This window comes from Streptomyces barringtoniae (assembly GCF_020819595.1).
GTDB lineage: Bacteria > Actinomycetota > Actinomycetes > Streptomycetales > Streptomycetaceae > Streptomyces > Streptomyces barringtoniae.
This window is the reverse complement of the sequence record NZ_JAJHNP010000007.1, coordinates 62,656-83,681: the sequence shown is the minus strand read 5'-3', so window position 1 is coordinate 83,681 and position 21,026 is coordinate 62,656. Positions and strand designations below refer to the sequence as shown.

21 protein-coding genes are annotated in these 21,026 nt (G+C 73.6%); 11 read left to right on the top strand and 10 right to left on the bottom strand.

Features of this window, described 5'->3' with window-relative positions:
- Window positions 1-219: 219 nt before the first annotated feature.
- On the bottom strand, window positions 220-1,338 hold the full coding sequence (locus LMU33_RS14145) for a glycerate kinase (RefSeq protein WP_228620970.1): 1,119 nt from the start codon (window positions 1,336-1,338) through the stop codon (window positions 220-222).
- Between the two features lie 183 nt (window positions 1,339-1,521).
- Between LMU33_RS14145 and LMU33_RS14140 the strand changes: the two genes are divergently transcribed.
- The 4 genes from LMU33_RS14140 to LMU33_RS14125 all read left to right on the top strand — a co-directional run bounded on the left by LMU33_RS14140 (window position 1,522) and on the right by LMU33_RS14125 (window position 4,280).
- Window positions 1,522-2,607, top strand: a complete 1,086-nt coding sequence (locus LMU33_RS14140) for an ADP-ribosylglycohydrolase family protein (RefSeq protein ID WP_228620639.1) — start codon at window positions 1,522-1,524, stop codon at window positions 2,605-2,607.
- Window positions 2,608-2,635: 28 nt separating this feature from the next.
- Window positions 2,636-3,130, top strand: a complete 495-nt coding sequence (locus tag LMU33_RS14135; protein WP_228620637.1) for an NUDIX domain-containing protein — start codon at window positions 2,636-2,638, stop codon at window positions 3,128-3,130.
- A complete protein-coding gene (locus LMU33_RS41380) occupies window positions 3,127-3,462 on the top strand; it encodes a hypothetical protein (protein ID WP_283844137.1) in 336 nt (111 codons plus the stop codon). The genes LMU33_RS14135 and LMU33_RS41380 overlap by 4 nt, the downstream gene beginning before the upstream one ends.
- An 80-nt stretch (window positions 3,463-3,542) precedes the next feature.
- A complete protein-coding gene (locus LMU33_RS14125; RefSeq protein WP_228620636.1) occupies window positions 3,543-4,280 on the top strand; it encodes an SIR2 family NAD-dependent protein deacylase in 738 nt (245 codons plus the stop codon).
- On the opposite strand, the gene LMU33_RS14120 is transcribed toward LMU33_RS14125, so the two are convergent.
- The 5 genes from LMU33_RS14120 to LMU33_RS14100 all read right to left on the bottom strand — a co-directional run bounded on the left by LMU33_RS14120 (window position 4,277) and on the right by LMU33_RS14100 (window position 9,094).
- Entirely contained in the window at window positions 4,277-4,750 is a 474-nt protein-coding gene (locus tag LMU33_RS14120; protein WP_228620634.1) for a hypothetical protein, read from the bottom strand. The genes LMU33_RS14125 and LMU33_RS14120 overlap by 4 nt on opposite strands.
- 20 nt (window positions 4,751-4,770) lie before the next feature.
- Window positions 4,771-5,742 carry a phage baseplate protein gene (locus LMU33_RS14115; protein ID WP_228620633.1) on the bottom strand — a complete coding sequence of 324 codons (972 nt, stop codon included), beginning with the start codon at window positions 5,740-5,742 and terminating at the stop codon, window positions 4,771-4,773.
- Between the two features lie 149 nt (window positions 5,743-5,891).
- Entirely contained in the window at window positions 5,892-6,374 is a 483-nt protein-coding gene (locus LMU33_RS14110; RefSeq protein ID WP_228620631.1) for a methylated-DNA--[protein]-cysteine S-methyltransferase, read from the bottom strand.
- 11 nt (window positions 6,375-6,385) lie between these two features.
- Window positions 6,386-7,897 carry an AlkA N-terminal domain-containing protein gene (locus LMU33_RS14105; RefSeq protein ID WP_228620629.1) on the bottom strand — a complete coding sequence of 504 codons (1,512 nt, stop codon included), beginning with the start codon at window positions 7,895-7,897 and terminating at the stop codon, window positions 6,386-6,388.
- A gap of 312 nt (window positions 7,898-8,209) precedes the next feature.
- Complete coding sequence (locus LMU33_RS14100) at window positions 8,210-9,094, bottom strand: methylenetetrahydrofolate reductase (protein ID WP_228620627.1); 885 nt, start codon at window positions 9,092-9,094, stop codon at window positions 8,210-8,212.
- A gap of 345 nt (window positions 9,095-9,439) precedes the next feature.
- Here LMU33_RS14100 and LMU33_RS14095 point away from each other — a divergent pair, with 345 nt between their 5' ends.
- Window positions 9,440-10,150 (top strand): B3/B4 domain-containing protein, encoded by a 711-nt coding sequence (locus LMU33_RS14095; protein ID WP_228620625.1) that lies wholly within the window; start codon window positions 9,440-9,442, stop codon window positions 10,148-10,150.
- A 27-nt stretch (window positions 10,151-10,177) separates the two neighbouring features.
- Window positions 10,178-11,824 carry an aminotransferase-like domain-containing protein gene (locus LMU33_RS14090; RefSeq protein ID WP_372477956.1) on the top strand — a complete coding sequence of 549 codons (1,647 nt, stop codon included), beginning with the start codon at window positions 10,178-10,180 and terminating at the stop codon, window positions 11,822-11,824.
- 80 nt (window positions 11,825-11,904) lie between these two features.
- Here LMU33_RS14090 and LMU33_RS14085 read toward each other — a convergent pair whose 3' ends face one another.
- The 4 genes from LMU33_RS14085 to LMU33_RS14070 all read right to left on the bottom strand — a co-directional run bounded on the left by LMU33_RS14085 (window position 11,905) and on the right by LMU33_RS14070 (window position 16,930).
- Window positions 11,905-12,414, bottom strand: a complete 510-nt coding sequence (locus LMU33_RS14085; RefSeq protein WP_228620623.1) for an O-acetyl-ADP-ribose deacetylase — start codon at window positions 12,412-12,414, stop codon at window positions 11,905-11,907.
- Complete coding sequence (locus LMU33_RS14080; RefSeq protein ID WP_228620621.1) at window positions 12,411-13,832, bottom strand: phytoene desaturase family protein; 1,422 nt, start codon at window positions 13,830-13,832, stop codon at window positions 12,411-12,413. Before LMU33_RS14080 ends, LMU33_RS14085 begins: the two co-directional genes overlap by 4 nt.
- Window positions 13,833-14,175: 343 nt before the next feature.
- Entirely contained in the window at window positions 14,176-15,024 is an 849-nt protein-coding gene (locus tag LMU33_RS14075; RefSeq protein ID WP_228620620.1) for an inositol monophosphatase family protein, read from the bottom strand.
- Window positions 15,025-15,115: 91 nt separating this feature from the next.
- Window positions 15,116-16,930 (bottom strand): gamma-glutamyltransferase family protein, encoded by a 1,815-nt coding sequence (locus LMU33_RS14070; protein WP_228620618.1) that lies wholly within the window; start codon window positions 16,928-16,930, stop codon window positions 15,116-15,118.
- Between the two features lie 129 nt (window positions 16,931-17,059).
- On the opposite strand from LMU33_RS14070, the gene lplAB reads away from it, so the two are divergent.
- The 5 genes from lplAB (at window position 17,060) to LMU33_RS14045 (ending at window position 20,943) form a co-directional block, all read left to right on the top strand.
- On the top strand, window positions 17,060-18,124 hold the full coding sequence (lplAB, locus tag LMU33_RS14065; RefSeq protein ID WP_228620616.1) for a lipoate-protein ligase LplAB: 1,065 nt from the start codon (window positions 17,060-17,062) through the stop codon (window positions 18,122-18,124).
- A 291-nt stretch (window positions 18,125-18,415) separates the two neighbouring features.
- The gene (locus LMU33_RS14060; protein WP_228620614.1) at window positions 18,416-18,820 is read left to right on the top strand and encodes an SAV_915 family protein; all 405 of its coding nucleotides are present in this window, start codon (window positions 18,416-18,418) and stop codon (window positions 18,818-18,820) included.
- Complete coding sequence (locus LMU33_RS14055) at window positions 18,817-19,122, top strand: DUF6317 family protein (protein ID WP_228620612.1); 306 nt, start codon at window positions 18,817-18,819, stop codon at window positions 19,120-19,122. Before LMU33_RS14060 ends, LMU33_RS14055 begins: the two co-directional genes overlap by 4 nt.
- Complete coding sequence (locus tag LMU33_RS14050) at window positions 19,122-20,420, top strand: WXG100 family type VII secretion target (RefSeq protein WP_228620610.1); 1,299 nt, start codon at window positions 19,122-19,124, stop codon at window positions 20,418-20,420. Before LMU33_RS14055 ends, LMU33_RS14050 begins: the two co-directional genes overlap by 1 nt.
- Window positions 20,398-20,943 carry a hypothetical protein gene (locus tag LMU33_RS14045; RefSeq protein WP_228620608.1) on the top strand — a complete coding sequence of 182 codons (546 nt, stop codon included), beginning with the start codon at window positions 20,398-20,400 and terminating at the stop codon, window positions 20,941-20,943. Before LMU33_RS14050 ends, LMU33_RS14045 begins: the two co-directional genes overlap by 23 nt.
- Window positions 20,944-21,026 lie beyond the last annotated feature (83 nt).

Below are 21,026 nucleotides of genomic sequence, written 5' to 3'. Positions count from 1 at the left end.
CGCCGGTGCGCCTGTTCGTGCGGGGAGTACGACGGCACCACCGGCCGGGCGGCGGAGGTCCCGGAGGCGCACTGCGCGACCGGAACACCTACTTCGAAACAGTGGCTCAAGGACGGCAAGGCCGAGGGCCGTACGGCCGGCAGCTCCTTCCGTGACGCGGACGGAGGGCCGACGCCCCTGACGTGGCCGCGACCCGCCGGCCCGCCGGGAGGCGCCCGCTCACACCAGCCGGTCCCGCGCGATCCTCTCCGCCACGTCCTCGAGGATCGGACCGGCCTCCGCGACGCACCGCGCCACGTCCGGCTCGACCGAGGTGAGCGGGTACGCCTGCCGGATCCCGGCCCGCTGCAGCGCCTCCGCGGGCAGGGCGAGCCGGCCGCACACCGCGACGACCTCCTTGCCCGCGGCCCGCGCCGCCGCGGCCACACCCGCCGGGGCCTTTCCGTGCAGCGTCTGCTCGTCCAGCGACCCCTCGCCGGTGATCACCAGCGAGGCCCGCTCCAGCGCGGGCGCGAAGCCCAGCACGTCCAGCATGACCTCGATACCGGCCCGGAAACGGGCGCCCAGCAGCAGCGCACCGTAGCCGATGCCGCCCGCCGCACCCGCGCCCGGCGACGCCGCGTACTCCGCCGCGCGCGGCCCCACCTCGGCCTCCAGCACCTTGGCGAAGTGCGCGAGGGCCGCGTCCAGGGTGTCCACGTCGTCCGGCGAGGCGCCCTTCTGCGGGCCGTACACCGCCGGCGCGCCCTTCGGCCCGGTCAGCGGATTGTCGACGTCGCTGGCCAGCACCAGCTCCACCGAGGCCAGGCGCGGGTCCAGGCCGGACAGGTCGGCGCGCGCGAGTTCCGCCAGGCCGCCGCCGCCCGGCGACACCGGCTCGCCGCTCTCGTTCACAAAGCGCGCGCCCAGCGCGGACAGCATGCCCGCGCCGCCGTCCGTCGTGGCGCTGCCGCCGACGCCGAACACGATCGTCCGGGCGCCCGCGTCGAGCGCGGCCCGCAGCAGCTCTCCGGAGCCGTACGTGGAGGCCGTCAGGGGCGCGAAGACCCCGGCCGGGAGGCGCTGCAGACCGCTCGCCTCGGCCATCTCCACCACCGCGGTCTCGCCGCGCAGCGCGAACGCGGCGGTCACCTCCTGGCCCAGCGGCCCGGCGACCCGTACCTCGCGGCGCTCGAAACCGGCCGCGACCGCCGCGTCCACCGTCCCGTCGCCGCCGTCGGCCACGGGCAGCGCCTCGACCGGGACGTCCGGCACGACCCGGCGCAGCCCGGCCGTCACCCGCTCGGCGACCTGCACGGCCGTCAGCGAGCCCTTGAACTTGTCCGCGGCGATGAGCACCCGACGGGTCTCGTTCACTGCAGCGTCCGCCACCTTGCTTTCCCCTTGCTCTCCGGGCCCCGCGCACGTCAGGGCCAGTCGCGCCGCTGCGACCTTAACCGCACGAGACCCCCCTCGTCATGCCCCGACCGAAGGCTGGGCAGCGGCTGGGAGGACCCTGGGCAAAACGGGTAGACCCCAGCCATGACCAGCCAGCGCCCGCAGCCCGCCGGCCTCCCCGCCCTCGCCGACCGCATCCACGGCGGCTGGCTCGGCCGGATCGCGGGCAACATGCTCGGCAAGCCGGTGGAGCAGGGCGAGGTGTGGACCCGCGAGCGCATCGACCGCTATCTGCGCAAGGCCGAGGCGCTGCCGCTCACCGACTACCTCCCCGAGCCCGCCGACCCGGACGAGACCGCCGTACTGCGCCCGGAGTGGCGGGACTGCGTGCGCGGCCGGATCCACGGCAGCGTGCGCGACGACGACGTCGACTACGCGATCCTCGGCCTGCACCTGCTGGAGACGTACGGCTTCGGCTTCAGCACCGAGCAGGTCGGCGAGCTGTGGCTGCTGCGGCTGCCCTATCTGCAGACCTTCACCGCGGAACGGGCGGCGTACCGCAACCTCGCCAACGGGCTGAAGCCTCCGCTGACGGCGACGTACGACAACCCGTACCAGGAGTGGATCGGGGCGCTGATCCGCGCCGACATGTACGGCTGGACCCGCCCCGGTGACCCGGCCGGCGCCGCGGGTCTGGCCCGCCGGGACGCGGTGCTGTCGCACACCGGCAACGGCGTGTACGGCGCCATGTGGGCGGCGGCGCTGATCGCGGCGGCCTTCACCGCGCCCACCGTGCGGGACGCACTCGACACGGCGCTCGGTGTGATCCCGGCGAGCAGCCGGCTCGCCCGTACCGTGCGGCGGGCCATGACCCTGCACGAGACGCGGCTGACCTGGGAGGAGAGCCTGGCCACGCTGGCCACGGAGACCGCCGGCCTCGGCTGGATCCACACCGTGCCGAACGCCGCCGTCCTGACCGCCGGGCTGCTGTACGGCGACGGCGACTTCACCCGGACCATCGCCCTGACCGTGCGCGGCGGCCTGGACACCGACTCCAACGGGGCGACCGCCGGCTCGGTGGCCGGGGTGCTCGCGGGCGCGGCCGCGATCCCCGCCCAGTGGAAGGACCCGCTCCAGGACACGGCCAGGAGCGCGGTGTTCGGCTTCGACGGCGTACGGATCAGTGCGCTGGCCGAACGCACCGCGCGCCTGGCGACGGCCGGCCCGTAGCCGACCCGCGCCTGGTTACCCTTCCCCAATGACCACGACTCCTGACTTCGCCGCGTACATCGCGAGCCTGCCCCGAGTCCTCGCCGGCGCGGCCGCGCTCTTCCGGGACGCCGAGGGGCGCGTGCTGCTGGTCGAGCCCAACTACCGCGAGGGCTGGGCGCTTCCGGGCGGCACGATCGAGTCGGACGACGGGGAGACCCCGCGCCAGGGCGCGCGCCGCGAGACGCTGGAGGAGATCGGCCTCGACCGGGAGCCGGGCCGGCTGCTGGCGGTGGACTGGGTGCACGGCGCGGGCCGGCCTCCGCTGGTGGCGTACGTGTACGACGGCGGTGTCCTCACGGAGGCCGACCTGAAGGCGATCCGCCTGCAGGAGGAGGAGCTGCTGTCCTGGCGCCTGGTGCCGCGCGAGGAGATCACCGACCACCTCCCCGGTGCCCTCGGCCGCCGGGTCCTGACCGCCCTGGACGTCCTCGCGGACGGCTCCGGCGCGGCGGAACTGGAGAACGGCCACCGGGTGGCATGACCGACCCGGATCCCACAGGTCCGGCCGCCACCGGTCCCGACCCCGCCGACGACGACCGGGGCTGCCTGCGCCTGGTCCTCGCCGTGCCGTCGGCGCTGCCGACGCTGGTCGCCGGCTTCCTCTGCCGGACGGCGCTGGTGACCCGCCCGTCCGGGCCCTGGGACGACGCCGCCCACGCCGGCATCGACCTGTCCTGTCTGCTCACGCTCCTCGCCGCGGCGGCCGTACTCGGGGGGCGGCTGCTCGGCCGACGGGTGCTGGGCTGGGCCTGGGCGGCTCCGGCACTGGCACTGGCCCCGGTCGCGGCGGCGCGCCGGGCGACGCTCGGCTGAGGGGGGGCGGGCCGGGCTGCCCACCGCGGGGCCGGTTATCCGTTCGCGAGGCCGCGCCCGCCCGGCCTACCCTCGACGGCATGACCAAGCCCCTCGTCGCCGTGCTCAGCGGCGCAGGTATCTCCACCGACTCCGGCATCCCGGACTACCGCGGGCCGAACGGGCTGTGGCGGCGGGATCCGGAGGCGGAGAAGCTCGTCACCTACGAGTACTACATGGCGGACCCGGAGATCCGGCGGCGCTCCTGGCAGATGCGGCGCAAGAACCGGACGCTCAAGGCCGAGCCGAACGCCGCCCACCGGGCGATCGCCGAGCTGGAGAAGTCCGGCATCCCGGTGCGGGTCATCACCCAGAACGTGGACGGCCTGCACCAGATGGCGGGCATGCCCGCCCGCAAGGTGCTCGAACTGCACGGCAGCGCACGCAGTGTCGTGTGCACCCGATGCCACGCGCGCGGGCCGATGGAGGACGCCCTCGCCCGCGTCGAGGCCGGCGAGGACGACCCCGACTGCCGGGAGTGCGGCGGCATCCTCAAGTCCGCCACCGTGATGTTCGGCGAGCGACTGGACCCGGTCGTCCTCGGCGAGGCGGTGTCGATCACCAAGGCGTGCACCGTGTTCGTCGCCGTCGGCAGCAGCCTCCAGGTGCAGCCCGCCGCGGGCCTGGTCGGCATCGCCGCCGACCACGGCGCCCACCTGGTCATCGTCAACGCGGAACCGACCCCGTACGACGAACTCGCCGACAAGGTGATCCGCGAGCCCATCGGCACCGCCCTGCCCGAACTGCTGCACCGGTTCAGCGCCGGGGGCGCCTCTTAGGACCCGCCCCCGGCCGGACCTCGGACGCCCCGGGGGCCGTCATCGCGGCTCACATGGGCCTCGTAGCAGTACTCGGCCTCGGACACGATGACGAGGGAGTCCAGTGTCCCCGACAGGAACATCCACGGCTCCTCGATCGCGTCCCGCAGTCGCGCCGTCCAGTCGTGCTCGGGGACCTCGCACTCCAGCCAGGGCAGGATCCCGAGATGGCTCCTCACGTAGAGCCGGCCCCTGATGGCGTTCCCGGCCGGCAACCCGTCCAGCCACGCGTCGAGTTGCTCCGGCGGAACGGCGTCGGGCAGCCGGTCGGCCGGGGCGGTGTGGATGCTCCGGGATCGCCCGATCGCCCCCGTCACCCACTCAGGCTCCGTACCCGGCTGAAGGCTGCCGCCGGTGCGCACGTCGCCCAGCTTGGCCTCGATGATCTCCAGCGCGGCCCTCTCCCGGTACTCCCGGAGTTTCCGTTGCAACCTGCTTTCCATTGCACCGTTCAGACCAGGTTCTTCTTGTAGAAGATGCTGGAGCGGCGGTCGCCCTCGTCGCCGGTGGCGAAGCCGATGAAGAGGCGGGCCTCGCCCGCGTCGGTGCGGTAGACGGCGAGGCCCTCGGGCTCACGCCAGTGCAGGGTGGAGCCGGCCTTGGTGAGGACCGGGCCCTGAGCGATCCTGCCGGTGTTCACATTGATGCTGGTGAGTTTGGTGTTGCCGGGGGCCTTGTTGGTGGACGAGTAGTGGTCGCCCGTCTGGAAGTACATGTACGAGCCGTAGAGCGTGTAGCCCTGCGGGGTGCCGGAGATCGCCGGCGGGGTGAACTTGACGAGCGGCCGGCTGAAGTCGCCCCTGTCGGTGTCGGAGAGCTTGTAGATGGCGATGTGCTTGGCGCCGTCCTTGTGGTAGCGGACGATCATGCGCTGGTACACCGGGTCGATGGAGCAGGTGTACTCCGAGGCGCCGGAGATCGGCTGGAACCTGCCGAAGCTGGTGGAGGACGCGTCGAGGGTGGTGCCCGGCCGGTACTTGATCAAGGCGAGCTTGGTGCCGAAACCGTTCTTGTTGGCCTCGCACTCGATCCACAGCCAGCTGGCGCCGCCGATCGCGCGAACGCCGAAGGAGACGCCGTGGCCGAAGCCGTTGAGGTGCATGTACGACTTGTAATTGCCGTGGAAGTCGAGCTGGCTGATGCACAGGTCGCCGGCCGACTCAGGGCTGCCGGACCGCTTGGCGGCCACGAAGAGGCGCTTGTTGTCCGAGTCGAAGGCGAAGCTCTGCTGAACGCGCTTGCTGTGCAGCACCTTGTCGCGGAACAGGTCGTAGGAGGGCTTGGCCAGGTCGAAACGCTTGGTCGCGCTCACCGCGGCGGACGCGCTCTGGGCGCCGAGTCCGAGACCGAGCGCGGCGAGTGAGGCGCCCGCGCCGGTACGCAGAAGTCCTCGACGGGTAGGGGATGCAGAGCTGAACTCCATGAGAACCTCCTGGGAAGAGTAAACGGATTCCCAAGACCCTACGCATGGAGATCGACTGGAGGTGTCAGCGGGTCGGGTCGCACCGCGTTTGTGGCGGGTTTGAGACAGACGGACGCCCGGTGCAACGGCTGCACAAGGACAACGGAAGCTCAGAACAGGGCGGTACCGCGCTCGAAGTCCAGCAGCCGGCGCTTGCGGTCGAGGCCGCCGCCGTATCCGGTGAGGCCGCCGCCCGCGCCGATGACCCGGTGGCAGGGCACGATGATGCCGATCGGGTTCCTGCCGTTGGCAAGCCCCACCGCACGGGACGCCTTGGGGTTGCCGAGGGCGTCGGCGAGTTCGCCGTAGGAGCGGGTCTCGCCGTACGGGATGCGGGTCAGCTGGTTCCAGACGCTGCGCTGGAACGGGGTTCCGTTCAGGCGGAGTTCGAGGGTGAACTCGGTCAACTCGCCCGCGAAGTAGGCCGCGAGCTGGTCCTCGGCCTCGGCGAAGGGCGTGTCGTCCGGGCTGCCGAAGGCTTCCTCCGGCGGGCGGTGGCGCTGGTCGGTCATGTAGAGGCCGCACAGGACGCCGTCGTCGGCGACGAGGGTGAGGGGACCGTAGGGGCTGTCGATGACGGTGTGCTGCTTCATCGAGAAGATCCTCACGCGGGAAGGAAGTTGATGGGGTGGCTGTCGGTCGCCCACAGGTACTGCACCGCGTACGCCCGCCAGGGGCGCCAGGCCTCGGCCCGTGCGGTGAGCGCGGCCGGGGTACCCGGCAGGCCCAGCTCCTGGGCGGCGCGCCGGATGCCGAGGTCGGTGGGGAGGAAGGCGTCGGGGTCGCCGAGGGCCCGCATGGCGATGACGTCGACCGTCCAGGGCCCGAAGCCGGGAAGGCCGAGCAGGCGTGCGCGGGTCTCCGCCCAATCCGCCTCGGCCCCCAAGTGCAGCCTTCCGTCGGCGAGTTCGCGGACGAGGGTGGTGAAGGTGGTGCGCCGGGTGCGGGGCATCGCCAGGGTCTCGGGGTCCACGGCGGCCAGTGCCTCGGGTGACGGGAAGAGGTGCGTCAGGCCGCCCTCGGGGTCGTCCAGGGGCTTGCCGTGCGCGGTGACCAGGCGGGCCGCGTGGGTGCGGGCGGCGGCCGTGGAGACCTGCTGTCCGAGTACGGCGCGGACGGCGAACTCGGCCTCGTCGACGGTGCGCGGCACCCTGCGGCCGGGCGCCTTGTCGACCAGGGGCGCGAGCAGCGGGTCGGTGCGCAGCCGGTCGTCGACGGCGACGGGGTCGGCGTCCAGGTCGAGCATGCGGCGGCAGCGGCTGATCGCCACGGGCAGGTCGCGCAGATCGCTGAGGGTGAGGCGGCAGGCGATGTGGTCGGGGCACGGCGTGAGCGAGACGATCCCGTGGCCGTACGGCAGGCGCAGGGTGCGCCGGTACGCGCCGGTGGGGGTACCTCCCACGCCGTTCGGGCAGTGGGGGAGCCACTCCTCGACGCCGGGTACGGCGGTGGCGGCGAGGTGGCCGAAGAGGTTGGACGGGTTGAGCGGGGCGCGGAACGGCAGCCGCAGGCTCAGCACGCCCGGCGTGCCGGCCCCGGACCGCGGCGCGCGGGCGCGCAGCTCGCTCGGGGTCAGGGCGAAGACCTCGCGGACGGTGTCGTTGAAGGTGCGGATGGAGGAGAAACCGGCCGCGAAGGCGATCTCCGCCATGGGCAGCGGGGTGGTCTCGATGAGCAGCCGCGCGGTCTGGGCGCGCTGGGCGCGGGCGAGCGCGAGGGGACCCGCGCCCAGTTCGGCGAGCAGTTGCCGCTCCACCTGGCGGGTGCTGTAACCGAGCCGGCCGGCGAGTCCGGGCACACCCTCGCGGTCCACGACACCGTCGGCGATGAGCCGCATGGCGCGGGCCACCAGGTCGGCGCGCTGGTTCCACTCCGGGGAGCCGGGGCTGGTGTCCGGGCGGCAGCGCTTGCACGCCCGGAACCCGGCCTGCTGGCAGGCGGCCGCGCTCGGGTAGAACGTCATGTTCTCCGGCTTGGGCGGGACGACGGGACAGCTGGGCCGGCAGTAGATCCGGGTGGTCAGGACGGCCGTGAAGAACCACCCGTCGAACCGCGCGTCCTTGGACTGCACGGCGCGTACGCAGTGCTCCCGGTCGAGGTGCGTCGCTGTCTGCATGCCTCCAGCATCCGCCACCCGGGACGGCGAACGCTGGCGGAAATCCGACACCAGCGTCGGCGGGCCTGGTGGAGTGCCGTTCCGGGGCGGGCGGGGGCCCCTCGTACCGTCGCCCCTCCCGTCCGCCCTGCTGCTCCCCGGCTCGCCACGCCCACGGCGACGGCTGCCGGCGCAGTCGGGCGCGCGGCCCGCGTCACCCTCGCGCGGTGTACCGGTGCGACGGGCACGAGGAGCCGTACGCCGGCCTGCCGGTGCGCTCCGGCTTCCCCGCCGGCTGGGTCCGCCGACGGCGGGGACCTGACCGCCGCTGTCTCACCGGGCGGGCGTGGTGAAGGCGGTCTGCCGGAACGCGTCGATCCACTCGGCGCTGTGGCGCAGCCCGCCGAACGTGTAGAAGTGCACCTTCACCGTGCCGTGCCGCTCGGGGTCGTAGCGGTGGGCGAGCGCGTGCAGGAAGCGGTCGGGGCCGGTCGTGCCCATGAGGTTGGTCAGCGAGAAGCCGTACTTGCGGGCGACGGAGGCGCTGGTGGCGACGCCGAACCGGGTGGCGTAGCCGAGCAGCCGGCGTACGCCCGCCGGTCCGGGCACGCCGATGCGGACGGGCAGGTGCACGCCCCGGGCGCGGGCGGCCTCCAGCCAGCGCAGGACGGGGTCGACGTCGAAGCCGAACTGGGTGATGACATCGCCGCCGAACCGGTGCACGCCGAGGGCGTCCGCCTTGTCGGTGAGCGCGGACCACAGGGTGCCCTCGGCTATCGCGGGGTGGCCCTCCGGGTAGCCGCTGATGCCGACGTGCCGGACGCCGTGGCGCTGGAGCAGGCCGGTGCGCAGGACGGCGAGGGCGTCCGGGTAGGGGCCCTCGGGGCGGGCGGGGTCTCCGCCGACGACGAAGACGTTCTCGGCGGTGCCGTCCTCGGCCAGCCCGGACAGGAACTCCTCCAGGGCGGCGCGGGAGGGCAGCCGGCGCGCGGAGATGTGGGGTACGGGGACGAAGCCGAGGCGCTTGACCGCGCGGGCGGCATCCAGCCGCATGCCGAGGTCCTCCCCGGCGAGGAAGGTGATGTTGATCCGGGTGCCCCGCGGGATGCTGCCGTGCGCCTCCTCCAGGCGGGCGACGTCCTTGCCGGTCATCTCCAGCGAGAAATCGTCCAGCAGCGCGGTACCGACCGCCGGGGTGGCGGTGAGAGCGGGGTTCATCGTGCTCCTCGTACGACGGCGTCCAGGACCCCGGCCGATGATGTCACGCGGGCCACGGGGGCCTCGGCCCGGGGTCGGCCCGGGCACGGGCCTGGGGTGCGTACGGACGGCGGCCCTCCCCTGCTCGCGTCGGGATCGACGGGGTCGGGGCCAAGCGTCTCGATCCGGACGTCGTGCCGGTGCACACCTTCGCCGTCCCGCTCGGGTACGTCGTCCACCGCTCGCGGGCCGGTACCGGTGCCCGCGCAGCGGTTATGGACCGGTGACACGGGACGGCTTTGGCCCTGGCAGGCGGACCATGACAGCGGCAGAGTGGTGCTCCCGAACCCGAGGAGGTCCCTGACCATGCGATTCCGGCACGCGGACACCATCTGGGCCAGGTTCCCCGAACTGGCCTCCGGCGCGCTGTACGCCACCGGCGTCGGCCCCGGCGTGGACACCGGGCCGCGCGCCGCCGAGTACACCGCCCGTGCCCGCTCCCGGCTGGCCGGCACCACCGAGGGTGAGTTCCCCGAAGTACTGGCCTGGCGGCGGGCGTTCAGCCGGCTGGGGGTGAAGCCGACGCAGTACCGGTGCGCCTCGGAGTCGCTGCTGCGCCGACTGCGGAAGGAGGGGGCTCTGCCGCGCATCCATCCGCTGGTCGACCTGTGCAACGCGCTGTCGGTGGCGTACGCGATCCCGGTGGCGGTCCTGGACGTGGACCGGATCGCCGGTCCGCTGCTGGAGGTGCGGCCGGCCGGGGGCGACGAGACGTACACGGCGTTCGGCGGGGGCGTGGAGCGTCCCGCGCCCGGCGAGGTGACCTTCGTCGACTCCGCGGGGCGCGCGCACGCCCGGCGCTGGACCCACCGGCAGAGCGGCCACTCGTCGGTGGGCGAGCAGACCCGCCGGGTGCTGGTGGTGGCGGAGGCCATGCACGACGGCGGCGCGGAGATCGTGCCCGAGCTGCTGAAGACGGTCGAGGAGGAGGTGGCGGCGCACTGGGGAGCCGTCGGAGCCGTCACGGAGTCCGCCGTGCTCACCCGGCCGGCGCCGGACTTCACGTTCGGCGGCTGAGCGCGGGTGCATGACAGCATCGGCAGGGTGGACGAGGAGCGAGGCACGGATGCCGTGGCGGTCGAGCTCCCGGGCCGGGGCTCGGACTTCCTGCAGCTGGCGGCCGGTGAGCTGCCCGTCGGCGGGAAGGCGGAGTGGCTGGCCGGCCGGCTGCGGGAGGCGATAGCGGACGGCCGCCTGGCCGTCGGCAGCAGGCTCCCGCCCACCCGGGTGCTGGCCGCCGAGCTGCGCGTGTCACGCGGGGTGATCACGGAGGCGTACCGCCGGCTCGCCGAGGACGGCCACGTGGAGGGCCGCAGACGTGGGGGCACGGTGGTGGTCGCGGCACCGTTCCGTCCGGCGGGCACCTGGTCCGGGCACCGGAGCCGGGAGCGGAGTGAGGCGCCGAGCGGAGGGGCGCGGGTCCCACTCCGCAGGCCGCTCCCCGGTACCTCTGCGGCGCCCGGCACGCCCCCGCCGGGGACCTGGTCGCCGGACACGCCGGGCACACGGTCCCGGCGCACCCCCGGCACGCCGCCCTCCGGTGGGCCTCCCGCAACGCCGTTCTGCCACGCCCCCGGTGCCGATGTCTTCGACGCGCTGCGCAACGCCCCGGCCGCCGTCGACTTCACCCCCGGAAAGCCGGACCTCACCACCTTCCCGCGTACCGCCTGGCTGCGCGCCGAGCGCGCCGTACTCGCGGAGCTGTCCGCCGAGCACCTCGGCTACGGCGACCCCCGCGGCGCCCCGGCGCTGCGGGGGGCCGTCGCCGGGTGGCTGGCGCGGATGCGGGGCGTGCGGGCGGATCCGGACGAGGTGCTGATCGTCGCGGGCACCGCCCAGGCTCTCACGCTGCTGCACCCGGTGCTGCGGGCGGACGGCATCGACACCGTCGCGGTGGAGGACCCGGGCTCGCTCGGCGCCCGTCAGCACCTGCACGCCGGGGGCCTGACGACCCCGCCGGTGCCGGTCGACGCAGACGGCGTGCGGGTGGACGTGCTGCGCGCGACCGGCGCCCGTGCCGTGCTGCTCACGCCCGCCCACCAGTTCCCGACCGGCGTGGTGACCAGCGGCGAGCGCCGACGTGAGCTGCTGGCCTGGGCCCGCGACGGCGGGCTGATCCTGGAGGACGACTACGACGCCGAGCACCGCTACGACCGTCCGCCGGTCCCCGCACTGCGGGCCCTGCTGGCCGACCGGGTGTGCTACATGGGCAGCGTGTCGAAGCTGCTCGCGCCCGCACTGCGCATCGGCTGGCTGCTGGCCCCGCCCCGCCATCGGGCCGCTCTGATCGACGCCAAGCGCTTCAACGACCTGGGCAACGCGGTGCTGCCGCAGCTGGTCCTCGCCCGGCTGATGGACTCCGGTGGACTGGAGCGGCACCTACGGCTGTTGCGGCGCCGGCACCGCAGCCGCCGGGACGCGATGATCGCCGCCCTCGCCGAGCATCTGCCCGGCGGGACCGTGCACGGCGCCGCGGCGGGCCTGCATCTGACGGTCACCTATGCCGCGGACGTACCCGACACCGAGGTGGCCGCCGCCGCGCTGGAGCGCGGCGTGAAGTGCCAACCCCTGTCCTGGCACCGCCAGTTGCCCGGCCCGCCGGGTCTTGTCCTCGGCTACGCGGCGACCGCACCGGGCGCCATCGCGGAGGGCGTGGCGGTGCTCGGCCGGACACTGCGTGAACTGTCCTGACGGGCGGCTCCTCGCGGCGCGCGTCCGCCGGGGCGGACGCCCCGCGGTGGGGCCCGGGCCGGGCCGACCGCCGGTGCGGATCAGCCGACTTGGCGAGCGAAGGCGTCGTAGGCCCGCTCGTCGAAGAGGACGAAGCACACTTCCTCGACAGCCGTCGGTGTGTTCCTGACCGTCTCCACCGCGATCCGGGCCGCGTCCTCCATCGGCCACCGGTACACGCCCGTGGAGACGGCCGGGAACGCGACCGTGCGGGCGCCGAGTTCGTCGGCGGCCTTCAGGGACTCGCGGTAGCAGGAGGCGAGGAGGTCGGAGCGGTCCTCGCTCTGGCTGTACACCGGGCCCACCGTGTGGATGACCCAGCGGGCGTCGAGGTCACCGGCCGTCGTGGCGACCGCCTGGCCGGTGGGCAGGCCCTTGCCGTACCGGGAGGCACGCAGCGCGCGGCACTCCTGAAGGATGGCGGGGCCGCCGCGCCGGTGGATCGCGCCGTCGACTCCGCCGCCGCCGAGGAGGGAGGAGTTGGCCGCGTTGACGATCGCGTCGGCGCTCTGCCGGGTGATGTCGCCCTGGACGAGGGTGATGGTGGTCATGTCTGCTGCCTCAGTCTTCGCCATACGGCCTTGGCCGCGTTGTGCCCCGACATACCGTGCACGCCGGGTCCCGGCGGCGTGGCGGAGGAGCAGATGAAGACGGCCGGATGGGGCGTGTGGTACGGGAACAGGGACAGTCTGGGGCGCAGCAGCAGCTGGAGTCCGGATGCCGCGCCGCAGGCGATGTCGCCGCCGACGTAGTTGGCGTTGTGGGCGGCCAGCTCGGCGGGGCCGGCGACGGCGCGGGCGAGGACGCGGTCGCGGAAGCCGGGGGCGAAACGCTCCAGTTGGCGTTCCATGGCGTCGGTGAGATCGCCGGACCAGCCGCTCGGGACATGGCCGTACGCCCAGAAGACCTGCTTTCCCTCCGGGGCGCGGGTCGGGTCGACGATGCTGGGCTGCACGGTGATCAGGAACGGTCGGGCGGGGGCACGCCCCTCGCGGGAGGCGGCGCGCAGGGCGGTGGAGATCTCGTCCTTGCTCGCGCCGATCTGCACGGTCGTGGCGGTGCGGGCCTCGGGCGCGGTCCAGGGCACGGGGCCGTCCAGCGCGTAGTCGATCTTGAAGACGCTCGGGCCGTAGCGGTAGTGCGCGTAGTGGTCGCCGAAGCCGGCGATGCGGGCCAGCGCGGTGGGCGAGGTGTCGAAGACGTACGCCCGCGCGGGGGGCAGGTCGTCCAGGCGCTTGACCTCGTAGTCGGTGTGCACGGCGCCGCCCAGGTCCTTCAGGTGGGCGGCGAGCGCGTCGGAGATGGCCTGGGAGCCGCCGCGGGGCACCGGCCAGCCGCGGGCGTGCGCGGACAGGGCGAAGACCAGGCCGACGGCGCCGGTGGCCAGGCCGTTCAGGGGTGCGATGACATGGGCGACCAGGCCGGCGAACAGGGCCTTGGCCCGCTCGTCCTTGAAGCGGCGCAGCAGCCAGGTGGACGGCGGCAGCCCGGCCAGGCCGAAGCGGGCCAGGGTGACGGGGTCGCGCGGCAGGGCGGTCAGCGGCAGGGACATGAAGTCCCGTACGAGGGTGTCCCAGTGGGCGAGGAACGGCTCGACCAGTCTGCGGTACGCGCCCGCGTCCCGTGGTCCGAAGGAGGCGGCAGTCTCAGCCACCGAACGCGACAGCACGGCCGCGGTGCCGTCGGGGAAGGGATGCGCCATCGGCAGCTCGGAGTGCAGCCACTGGAGGCCGTAGCGGTCGAGGGGCAGGGCGCGGAACGCCGGCGAGTTGACGCCCAGGGGGTGGGCGGCCGAGCACGGGTCGTGCCGGAAGCCGGGCAGGGTCAGTTCCTCGGTGCGGGCGCCGCCGCCCACGGTGGACTTCGCCTCGAACAGCGCGACGGAGAAGCCGCGGCGGGCCAGCTCCACGGCAGCGGTCAGTCCGTTCGGTCCCGCACCCACCACGACCGCATCGAGCATCGACGGCACCTCAGGACCCCTTCGTCAGCCGATTGGCCACTCAGGATCAGGATATGCCGGAGGACTGACAGTCCCTCGGGCCGGGTGGCCCCGGGACCGGGTGACCGGTGGGTCAGCGCTGGGTGGCGCTGCGGGCACGCTGGGTGGCCGGGCGCCTGGTGACCCCGTGGCCAGGGGCCGGGTGACCGGACACCCTCGCCGGGGAACCGCACGTCGGCACAGCCCCGCGCCCCTCGGAATTCACCGTCGCCGCAGTCACAGAGCCACCCTGGCCTGCAGGCCGTCTGCCGCTGCGGACGTGCCCACAGGCCGCGGCCGACGAGCGCCGGCCGGCCGGGGCGCCTCGCCCGTTTCAGGCCGACGTGCGCAGCAGGTCCACCACCCGGCGGGCCGTCGCCGTGTCGCGGGCCGCGGTGAACGGCAGCGCGTTGCCGCCGGTCACGCGGAACGGCTCGCCGGCGCGGGTGAGGTGCGTGCCGCCCGCCTCCTCGACCAGGAGCAGGCCGGCCGCGTGGTCCCAGGCCGCCTCCCAGGAGAAGGCGACCGCGTCCAACTCGCCCCGGGCGACGGCGAGATACTCAAGGCCGGCCGAACCGCAGGGGCGAGGGGTGAGGCCGTCGGTCCACAGGGCGCGCAGCGCGCGCTTCTGGTCATCGGTGGTGTAGTCCGGGTGGGACGTGGCGACGACGAGGTCCCGGCCGGGCACGGGCGGGCCTGCGAACAGCCGCTCGCCGTCGAGGTGGGCGCCCTGGCCGCGGACCGCGGTGGCGAGCTGGTCGCGCGCCGCGGCGTAGGTCCAGGAGGCGAGGACGACGCCCCGGTGGGCGAGGGCGACCAGGGTGCAGAACCCGTCGTCGCCGTGCACGAACTGGCGGGTGCCGTCGACCGGGTCGACGATCCAGACCGGTGCGTCGCCCTGGAGCGCGGCGTAGGTCGCCGGGTCGGCGTGCACCGCCTCCTCGCCGACGACGACCGAGCCGGGCAGCAGGGCGCCGAGGTCCGCGGTGAGCCGCAGTTCGGCGAGCCGGTCGGCGTCCGTCACCAGGTCGTGGGGGCCGCTCTTCTGGTCCACCTCGTGCTCGGCCAGGCGGCGGAAGCGGGGCAGGATCTCGGCCGCGGCGGCCTTGCGGACCGCCTCCTCCACGTCGGCCGAGCAGCGGGCGAGAAACTCTTCGATGGTTTCCGTCATTGCTTCGATCATGCCTCCATGAGAGCACGTCCCACTGACAATCCCCGCCCGCCCGGTGCACGGCGGGTGGAATCCGGATGAAGAACAGGTGCCGCATGATCAGTCAGCGGCCGACGGCGTACCCCTGCATCCCGCGCGGGTTCGCCGCCGCCGAGAGCACGCCGGTCTCCGGATCGCGGGCCACCGCGCACAGGCGTCCCTCGGACCAGGCGGGGCCGACGGTGACGTCGTGGCCGCGTCGCCGCAGTTCCTCGACCACCTCGGCGTCCATGCGGGACTCCACGGTGACGCTGCCGGGGCGGCGGCCGCGCGGGTAGAAGGAGCTGGGGAAACTGTCGTTGTGCCAGTTCGGGGCGTCGATCGCGCCCTGCAGGTCGAGGCCGCCGCGGACCGGGGCGCGCAGGGCGGCGGCGAGGAAGAAGTGCAGCTGCCACTGGTCCTGCTGGTCGCCGCCCGGCGTGCCGAACGCCAGGACCGGCACTCCGTCGCGCAACGCGAGGGACGGGGTGAGGGTGGTGCGCGGGCGGCGTCCGGGGGTGAGGGAGTTCGGCAGGCCCTCTTCCAGCCAGGTCATCTGCAGACGGGTGCCGAGCGGGAAGCCCAGCTCGGGCACGACCGGGTTGGACTGCAGCCAGCCGCCGCTGGGCGTGGCCGAGATCATGTTGCCCCAGCGGTCGACGACGTCCAGGTGGCAGGTGTCGCCGCGGGTCGTGCCGTCGGCGGCCACCTGCGGCTCGCCGGGGAGCTCCGCGACCGTCGGTTCTCCGGCCCCCATCGAGTCGAAGCCGCGGTCGCCGGTCTCCACGCGCGCGTACGCCTGCGCGGGCAGCCGCGGGGTGCGTCCGCCAGGGCTGCCGGGCCGCAGCTCGAAGGAGGCCTTGGCGCCGACCAGGGCCCGCCGTCCGGCGTTGTAGTGGTCCGACAGCAGCTCGGCGACCGGCACCTCGGCCGCGTCCCCGTACCAGGCCTCGCGGTCGGCCATGGCGAGCTTGCATCCCTCGATCAGCAGGTGGACGTACTCGGCGGAGCCGTAGGCGGGGAGCTCGGGCGGGAGCAGGGCGAGCTGCTGGAGGAGGGCGGGGCCCTGGCTCCAGGGGCCCGCCTTGCACACGGTCCAGCCGTTCCAGTCGTGGGTCACCGGGGTCTCGTAGGTGGCCGACCAGCCGGCAAGGTCGGCCTCGGTGAGCGTGCCGGTGTGCCGTGCGCCGCTGGTGTCCGTCGTGGGCCGCCGGGCCTGCCGCACGAGCGCCTCGGCGATGAAGCCGGTACGCCACACCTGGCGCGCGGCGTCGATCCGCGCCTCCCGGTCCCCGCTGCCCGCGGTCTCGGCCAGCAGCCGCTTCCAGGTGGCGGCGAGGGCGGGGTTGCGGAAGCGCTCACCGGGCCGGGGCGCCCGGCCGCCGGGCAGGTACACCTCGGCCGACGAGGTCCACTCGGTCTCGAACAGCTCCCGTACGGTCTCCACGGTCGCGCCGAGCTTCTCCACGGGCGCGTGCCCGTCCTCGGCGTATCCGACGGCGTACTTCAGCACGTCTTCCAGGGACTTCGTGCCGTGGTCGCGCAGGAGCAGCAGCCAGGCGTCGAAGGCGCCGGGCACGGCGGCCGCGAGCGGTCCGGTGCCGGGTACGAGGTCCAGTCCGAGGTCCCGGTAGTGGGCGACGGTGGCGCCGGCCGGGGCCACGCCCTGACCGCACAGCACGCGCACCTCGCCGCCGGCCGGCGCGAGCAGGATCGGCACCTCGCCGGCCGGCCCGTTGAGGTGCGGCTCCACCACGTGCAGCACGAACGCACCGGCAACGGCGGCGTCGAAGGCGTTGCCGCCGTCCTCCAGGACCGCCATCGCCGACTGGGAGGCCAGCCAGTGGGTGGACGACACCATGCCGAAGGTGCCCTGCAGGGTGGGCCGGGTGGTGAGCACGACAGACGCCTCCTCGGCTCGGGTACCTCGTCCGGGTGATCGTACGAGCGTGATCGCCGCCCGGGGAACACCGCGGCGACCTGCGCCGTTGATCTCGTGCGGGAGACGGCGGGGACGGAGGTCCAGGCAGTGCACGGTGAGTACAAGGTGCCCGGCGGCAAGCTCGTCGTCGTGGACACGGACGTCGAGGAGGGCGTGCTGCGGCACGTGCGCGTGGCGGGCGATTTCTTCCTGGAGCCGGACGAGGCGCTGGACGCGGTGAACCGTGCGCTGGAGGGCGCCCCGGCCGACACCGACGCGACGGACCTGGCCGCACGGATCGAGGCGGCGCTGCCCGAGGGCACCGTGATGTACGGGCTGACCTCGGAGGCCGTGGGGATCGCGGTGCGCCGGGCCCTCGCACACGCCACGGACTGGACGGACTACGACTGGCAGCTGATCCACGAGGGCGCGCAGCCGCCGGCGCTGCACATGGCGCTGGACGAGGTGCTGACCGCCGAGGTCGCCGCGGGCCGGAGACCGCCGACCCTCAGGGTGTGGGAGTGGGGCGCCCCGGCGGTGATCATCGGCAGCTTCCAGTCGCTGCGCAACGAGGTGGACCCGGAGGGCGCCGCGCGGCACGGCATCGAGGTGGTGCGGCGGATCTCCGGTGGCGGCGCGATGTTCGTGGAGCCCGGCAACACCATCACCTACTCCCTGTCGGTGCCCGAGTCCCTCGTCCAGGGCCTGTCCTTCCAGGACAGCTATGCGTACCTGGACGACTGGGTGCTGGGCGCGCTCGGTGACATGGGCATCCGGGCGTGGTACCAGCCGCTGAACGACATCGCGACCGAGCAGGGCAAGGTCGCGGGCGCGGCGCAGAAGCGGATCGTCGGCCCCGGCGGGGGCCCTGGTGCCGTACTGCACCACGTGACCATGTCGTACGACATCGACGCCGACAAGATGGTCCAGGTGCTGCGCATCGGGCGGGAGAAGCTGTCCGACAAGGGGACGAGGTCAGCGAAGAAGCGGGTCGATCCGCTGCGGCGGCAGACCGGTCTGCCGCGTGCGGCGGTCATCGACCGGATGATCGAGTCGTTCCGCGCACGGTACGGTCTGACGCCGGGCAAGATCACGGACGAGGAGCTGGCGCGCGCTGAGGAGCTGGCGCGGACGAAGTTCACGTCCGCGGAGTGGACGGCACGGGTGCCGTAGCCGCCGGACCGGCCCGGAAGCCCTGGTTCAGCAATGGGTCAAGGGCTGTTCTGGCCTCGGCCAAGCGGGCGTATGGGTTCTGTGTACGCCCGCATCCTCGCCCCGACATGGCCTGATTTGCCCTCTTGACCGCTGGCTACGGTGGTCGCGTCCGATCGGCCACGCAATCACGGGGAAGAGGTGACGGCGATGGGGGCGCCGATTCGTTCACGCCTGCTCGATTTCGTGGAGCCGGATCCGCCGGGAGGCGCTGCCTCGGGGCAGGAACCGGACACACGTCGTTCGCATCTGATGGACCTCGTCGAGGCGGCACCTCCCACGAGTGCGGCCGAGGACGGCCGGCCTCGCCCCAAACCGGGCGTGCCGCCCTACCACACGCCGGTGTTCGTCCCCGCACATCCGAGGTCCGTCGCGTCGACGGGGACGAGCGGGCGCCCGGCACGGGTGCCGTTCATCGTCTGCGAGCTGTTCGCCCACCCGGCCCACGGCAGTGTGGCCTTCGCCTTCACCGCACTGGACAAGCTGGTCGAGGCGCTCGGCGAGGCACAGCCGTGGGTCGCCGCCTCGATCGGCCCCCTGGCCGAGGCCATGGACGAACAGGGCGTCGTCGTCCTGCTGGATCCGGTGGTCGCACCCCAGGAACCCAACTGGCGGCCGGAGGACCTGGCCGCCTACGCACGGGAGGTACGCCGGTGACGGCCGACTTCAAGGTCATCTACGACGACCTCGCCACGCTGGCGAAGACCTTCCACGATCAGGCCGACGACTACCGGAAGCTGAAACCGGACGTGACACCGCCCGTGGTCAGCGGCGGCGACCCGGGGCTGGACAGCGCGATCAAGGAGGTCGCCGACCTCATCGAGAGCATGCACATCCTCCTCGCGGACCGGCTGGACGATCACGGCGACAAGGCCGCGTACGCGCGTGACTCCTTCCACCGGCACGACGTGGACGTCCACGGCCTCTTCGAGGACCTCACCCCGGAGGACTGGCACTGATGGGCGACAGCTGGGTGGGCGGCGACATCGGCGGCCTGCACACGATGGCCAACACGTACAAGAACGCCAAGGACAAGCTCGACGGCGTGGTGAAGCCGCTCAGCAATGCCGTCGAGAAGCTGGCGGGTGACGCGAGCTGGAAGGGCGACGCGGCCCAGGCGTTCCGCGGCAAGTGGAGCGAGGACCAGATCACGGCCGGCGGCTTCGCCGAGTTGGTGCACCAGGCCGGCGAGATCCTGGGAACCCTCGCCGACGCGCTGTCGACCTGCGAGACGTCCCTGCAGAACGCGGAGCACATCGCCGCCGGCAAGGGGGTGGCGACGGACGCCACGGGGGCGCCGCAGCCGATCATGACGGCCAACCCGCCGAGCGCGGCGGACCAGAAGACCATCTCCGCGATGGACGAGTACGCCAAGGTGCGCAATGAAATCCTGCACACCGCCCAGCACGCGCGGCTGACGGCGGCGCAGCAGCTGCAGGGCCTGTACGACCAGGTGACGTCGAAGGACGGTGCGGCGTCCACCGGGGACAAGGTCACCATCGCCGACTACCTCCGCGGCCTGTACGCGTACGACGCCGAGGACGCCCGCGCCGGCGGCGCGAAGGCCCGCGCGAAGCTCGACGACGCCAAGAACGCGGCACAGGCCGCCAAGAAGGAACTCCGGGCGGAGCGCAAGGCCTACCAGAAGGCGGGCGAGGCACTGCCCAAGGACCTGCCCGCCAAGAGCGCCTACCGCGACGCGCTCACCAAGGTCGACGACCTGGAGAACGCGATCGCCCGCGCCGAGAACGGCAGTACCGCACTCCCCTACGACCGTGCGCTGAACGTGAAGCTGGCCGACGCCGCCGACCTGCTGCGCGCAGGCGAGGGCCTGGAGAAGGTGCCGGACTTCCTGAAGGAGATCCCGGTCCTCGACGTCGCCGCGGCCGGCGCCTGCGGGCTGCTGGAGGCGTCCAGTGACCATGACGCGGGCTGGTCGTGGCAGCGTTCGATCGCCACCGACGGCGGCGCCAACATCGGCGGTCTGGTGGCCGGCACGGCCATCACGGCGGGCCTCGTGGCCGCCGCACCGTTCGATGTGCCGGTCGCCGTGGCGGCGGGGGTCGGCGGGGCCGTCGTGATCGGCGCGACCGGCATCATCGACCACTCCCTCCACGAGCACTGGAGCGAGGACATCCACGATCACGGGGTGGTCGGCGGCGTGCTGACCGGCACGGGGCACGTACTGTCCAAGACCGGGGGCGACTTCAAACGACTCGGAGAGGACGTGTGGCATGGCATCACGAGCATCTTCTGAGGCCCCCGACGCCCGTGTGCCCGCCCGGATCCCGTCCCTCAACGGGCTGGGCACCAGCTGGTACGAGCGCGGCACGGGCTACTGGCTGCGGCGGGTGCGTCTGGCCGTCCTGATGCTGGCCGTCCTGGCCCTTCTGTGCTTCGCCGCCGTCGAGCTCTACGCGGGGTTCCGCACGGTGCTGCCGTCGGGCGTGCGCCCGGTATGGGACTGGGCGCAGGTTGCCGGGGCGTGCGCGGCCCTGCCCTGGGGATGGGTGGTGCAGCGGCGTCAGCATCGCGGGCAGCTCCTCGATCCGCCCGAGCCGGACGAGTTCCGCAGCCGCAAGGGCGGGGAGGTCCGCCGCACCGCGGGGCTGGCCTACGTCGGCCGCGGTCTGCTGGTGCTCGCGGCGCCCGTCCTGCCGGCGCTGGCCGGGTTCGCCGTCGGCTGGAGCGCCGGCATGGTCACCGTCCGCGAGTACCCCAGCGAGGTCGGCGCCCGCCGCTGGCTGGAGGCGCAAAACGGGCAGAGCGGTACGTCGTGAACGCGGTGCCGTGATCGGCCGGGCACGCTGCGAGTTTCCGCTTCCGCCCCACAGGGACTCGTGTGACACTGGCGTCCCACGCC

What these genes read in the sequence shown, in the direction of transcription:
- LMU33_RS14140 (WP_228620639.1), top strand. Translation starts at nt 1,522, where the DNA reads ATGACCAGCCAGCGCCCGCAGCCCGCCGGCCTCCCCGCCCTCGCCGAC.
- LMU33_RS14135 (WP_228620637.1), top strand. Translation starts at nt 2,636, where the DNA reads ATGACCACGACTCCTGACTTCGCCGCGTACATCGCGAGCCTGCCCCGA.
- LMU33_RS41380 (WP_283844137.1), top strand. Translation starts at nt 3,127, where the DNA reads ATGACCGACCCGGATCCCACAGGTCCGGCCGCCACCGGTCCCGACCCC.
- LMU33_RS14125 (WP_228620636.1), top strand. Translation starts at nt 3,543, where the DNA reads ATGACCAAGCCCCTCGTCGCCGTGCTCAGCGGCGCAGGTATCTCCACC.
- LMU33_RS14115 (WP_228620633.1), bottom strand. Translation starts at nt 5,742, where the DNA reads ATGGAGTTCAGCTCTGCATCCCCTACCCGTCGAGGACTTCTGCGTACC.
- LMU33_RS14110 (WP_228620631.1), bottom strand. Translation starts at nt 6,374, where the DNA reads ATGAAGCAGCACACCGTCATCGACAGCCCCTACGGTCCCCTCACCCTC.
- LMU33_RS14105 (WP_228620629.1), bottom strand. Translation starts at nt 7,897, where the DNA reads ATGCAGACAGCGACGCACCTCGACCGGGAGCACTGCGTACGCGCCGTG.
- LMU33_RS14100 (WP_228620627.1), bottom strand. Translation starts at nt 9,094, where the DNA reads ATGAACCCCGCTCTCACCGCCACCCCGGCGGTCGGTACCGCGCTGCTG.
- LMU33_RS14095 (WP_228620625.1), top strand. Translation starts at nt 9,440, where the DNA reads ATGCGATTCCGGCACGCGGACACCATCTGGGCCAGGTTCCCCGAACTG.
- LMU33_RS14085 (WP_228620623.1), bottom strand. Translation starts at nt 12,414, where the DNA reads ATGACCACCATCACCCTCGTCCAGGGCGACATCACCCGGCAGAGCGCC.
- LMU33_RS14075 (WP_228620620.1), bottom strand. Translation starts at nt 15,024, where the DNA reads ATGATCGAAGCAATGACGGAAACCATCGAAGAGTTTCTCGCCCGCTGC.
- LMU33_RS14060 (WP_228620614.1), top strand. Translation starts at nt 18,416, where the DNA reads ATGGACCTCGTCGAGGCGGCACCTCCCACGAGTGCGGCCGAGGACGGC.
- LMU33_RS14050 (WP_228620610.1), top strand. Translation starts at nt 19,122, where the DNA reads ATGGGCGACAGCTGGGTGGGCGGCGACATCGGCGGCCTGCACACGATG.
- LMU33_RS14045 (WP_228620608.1), top strand. Translation starts at nt 20,398, where the DNA reads ATGGCATCACGAGCATCTTCTGAGGCCCCCGACGCCCGTGTGCCCGCC.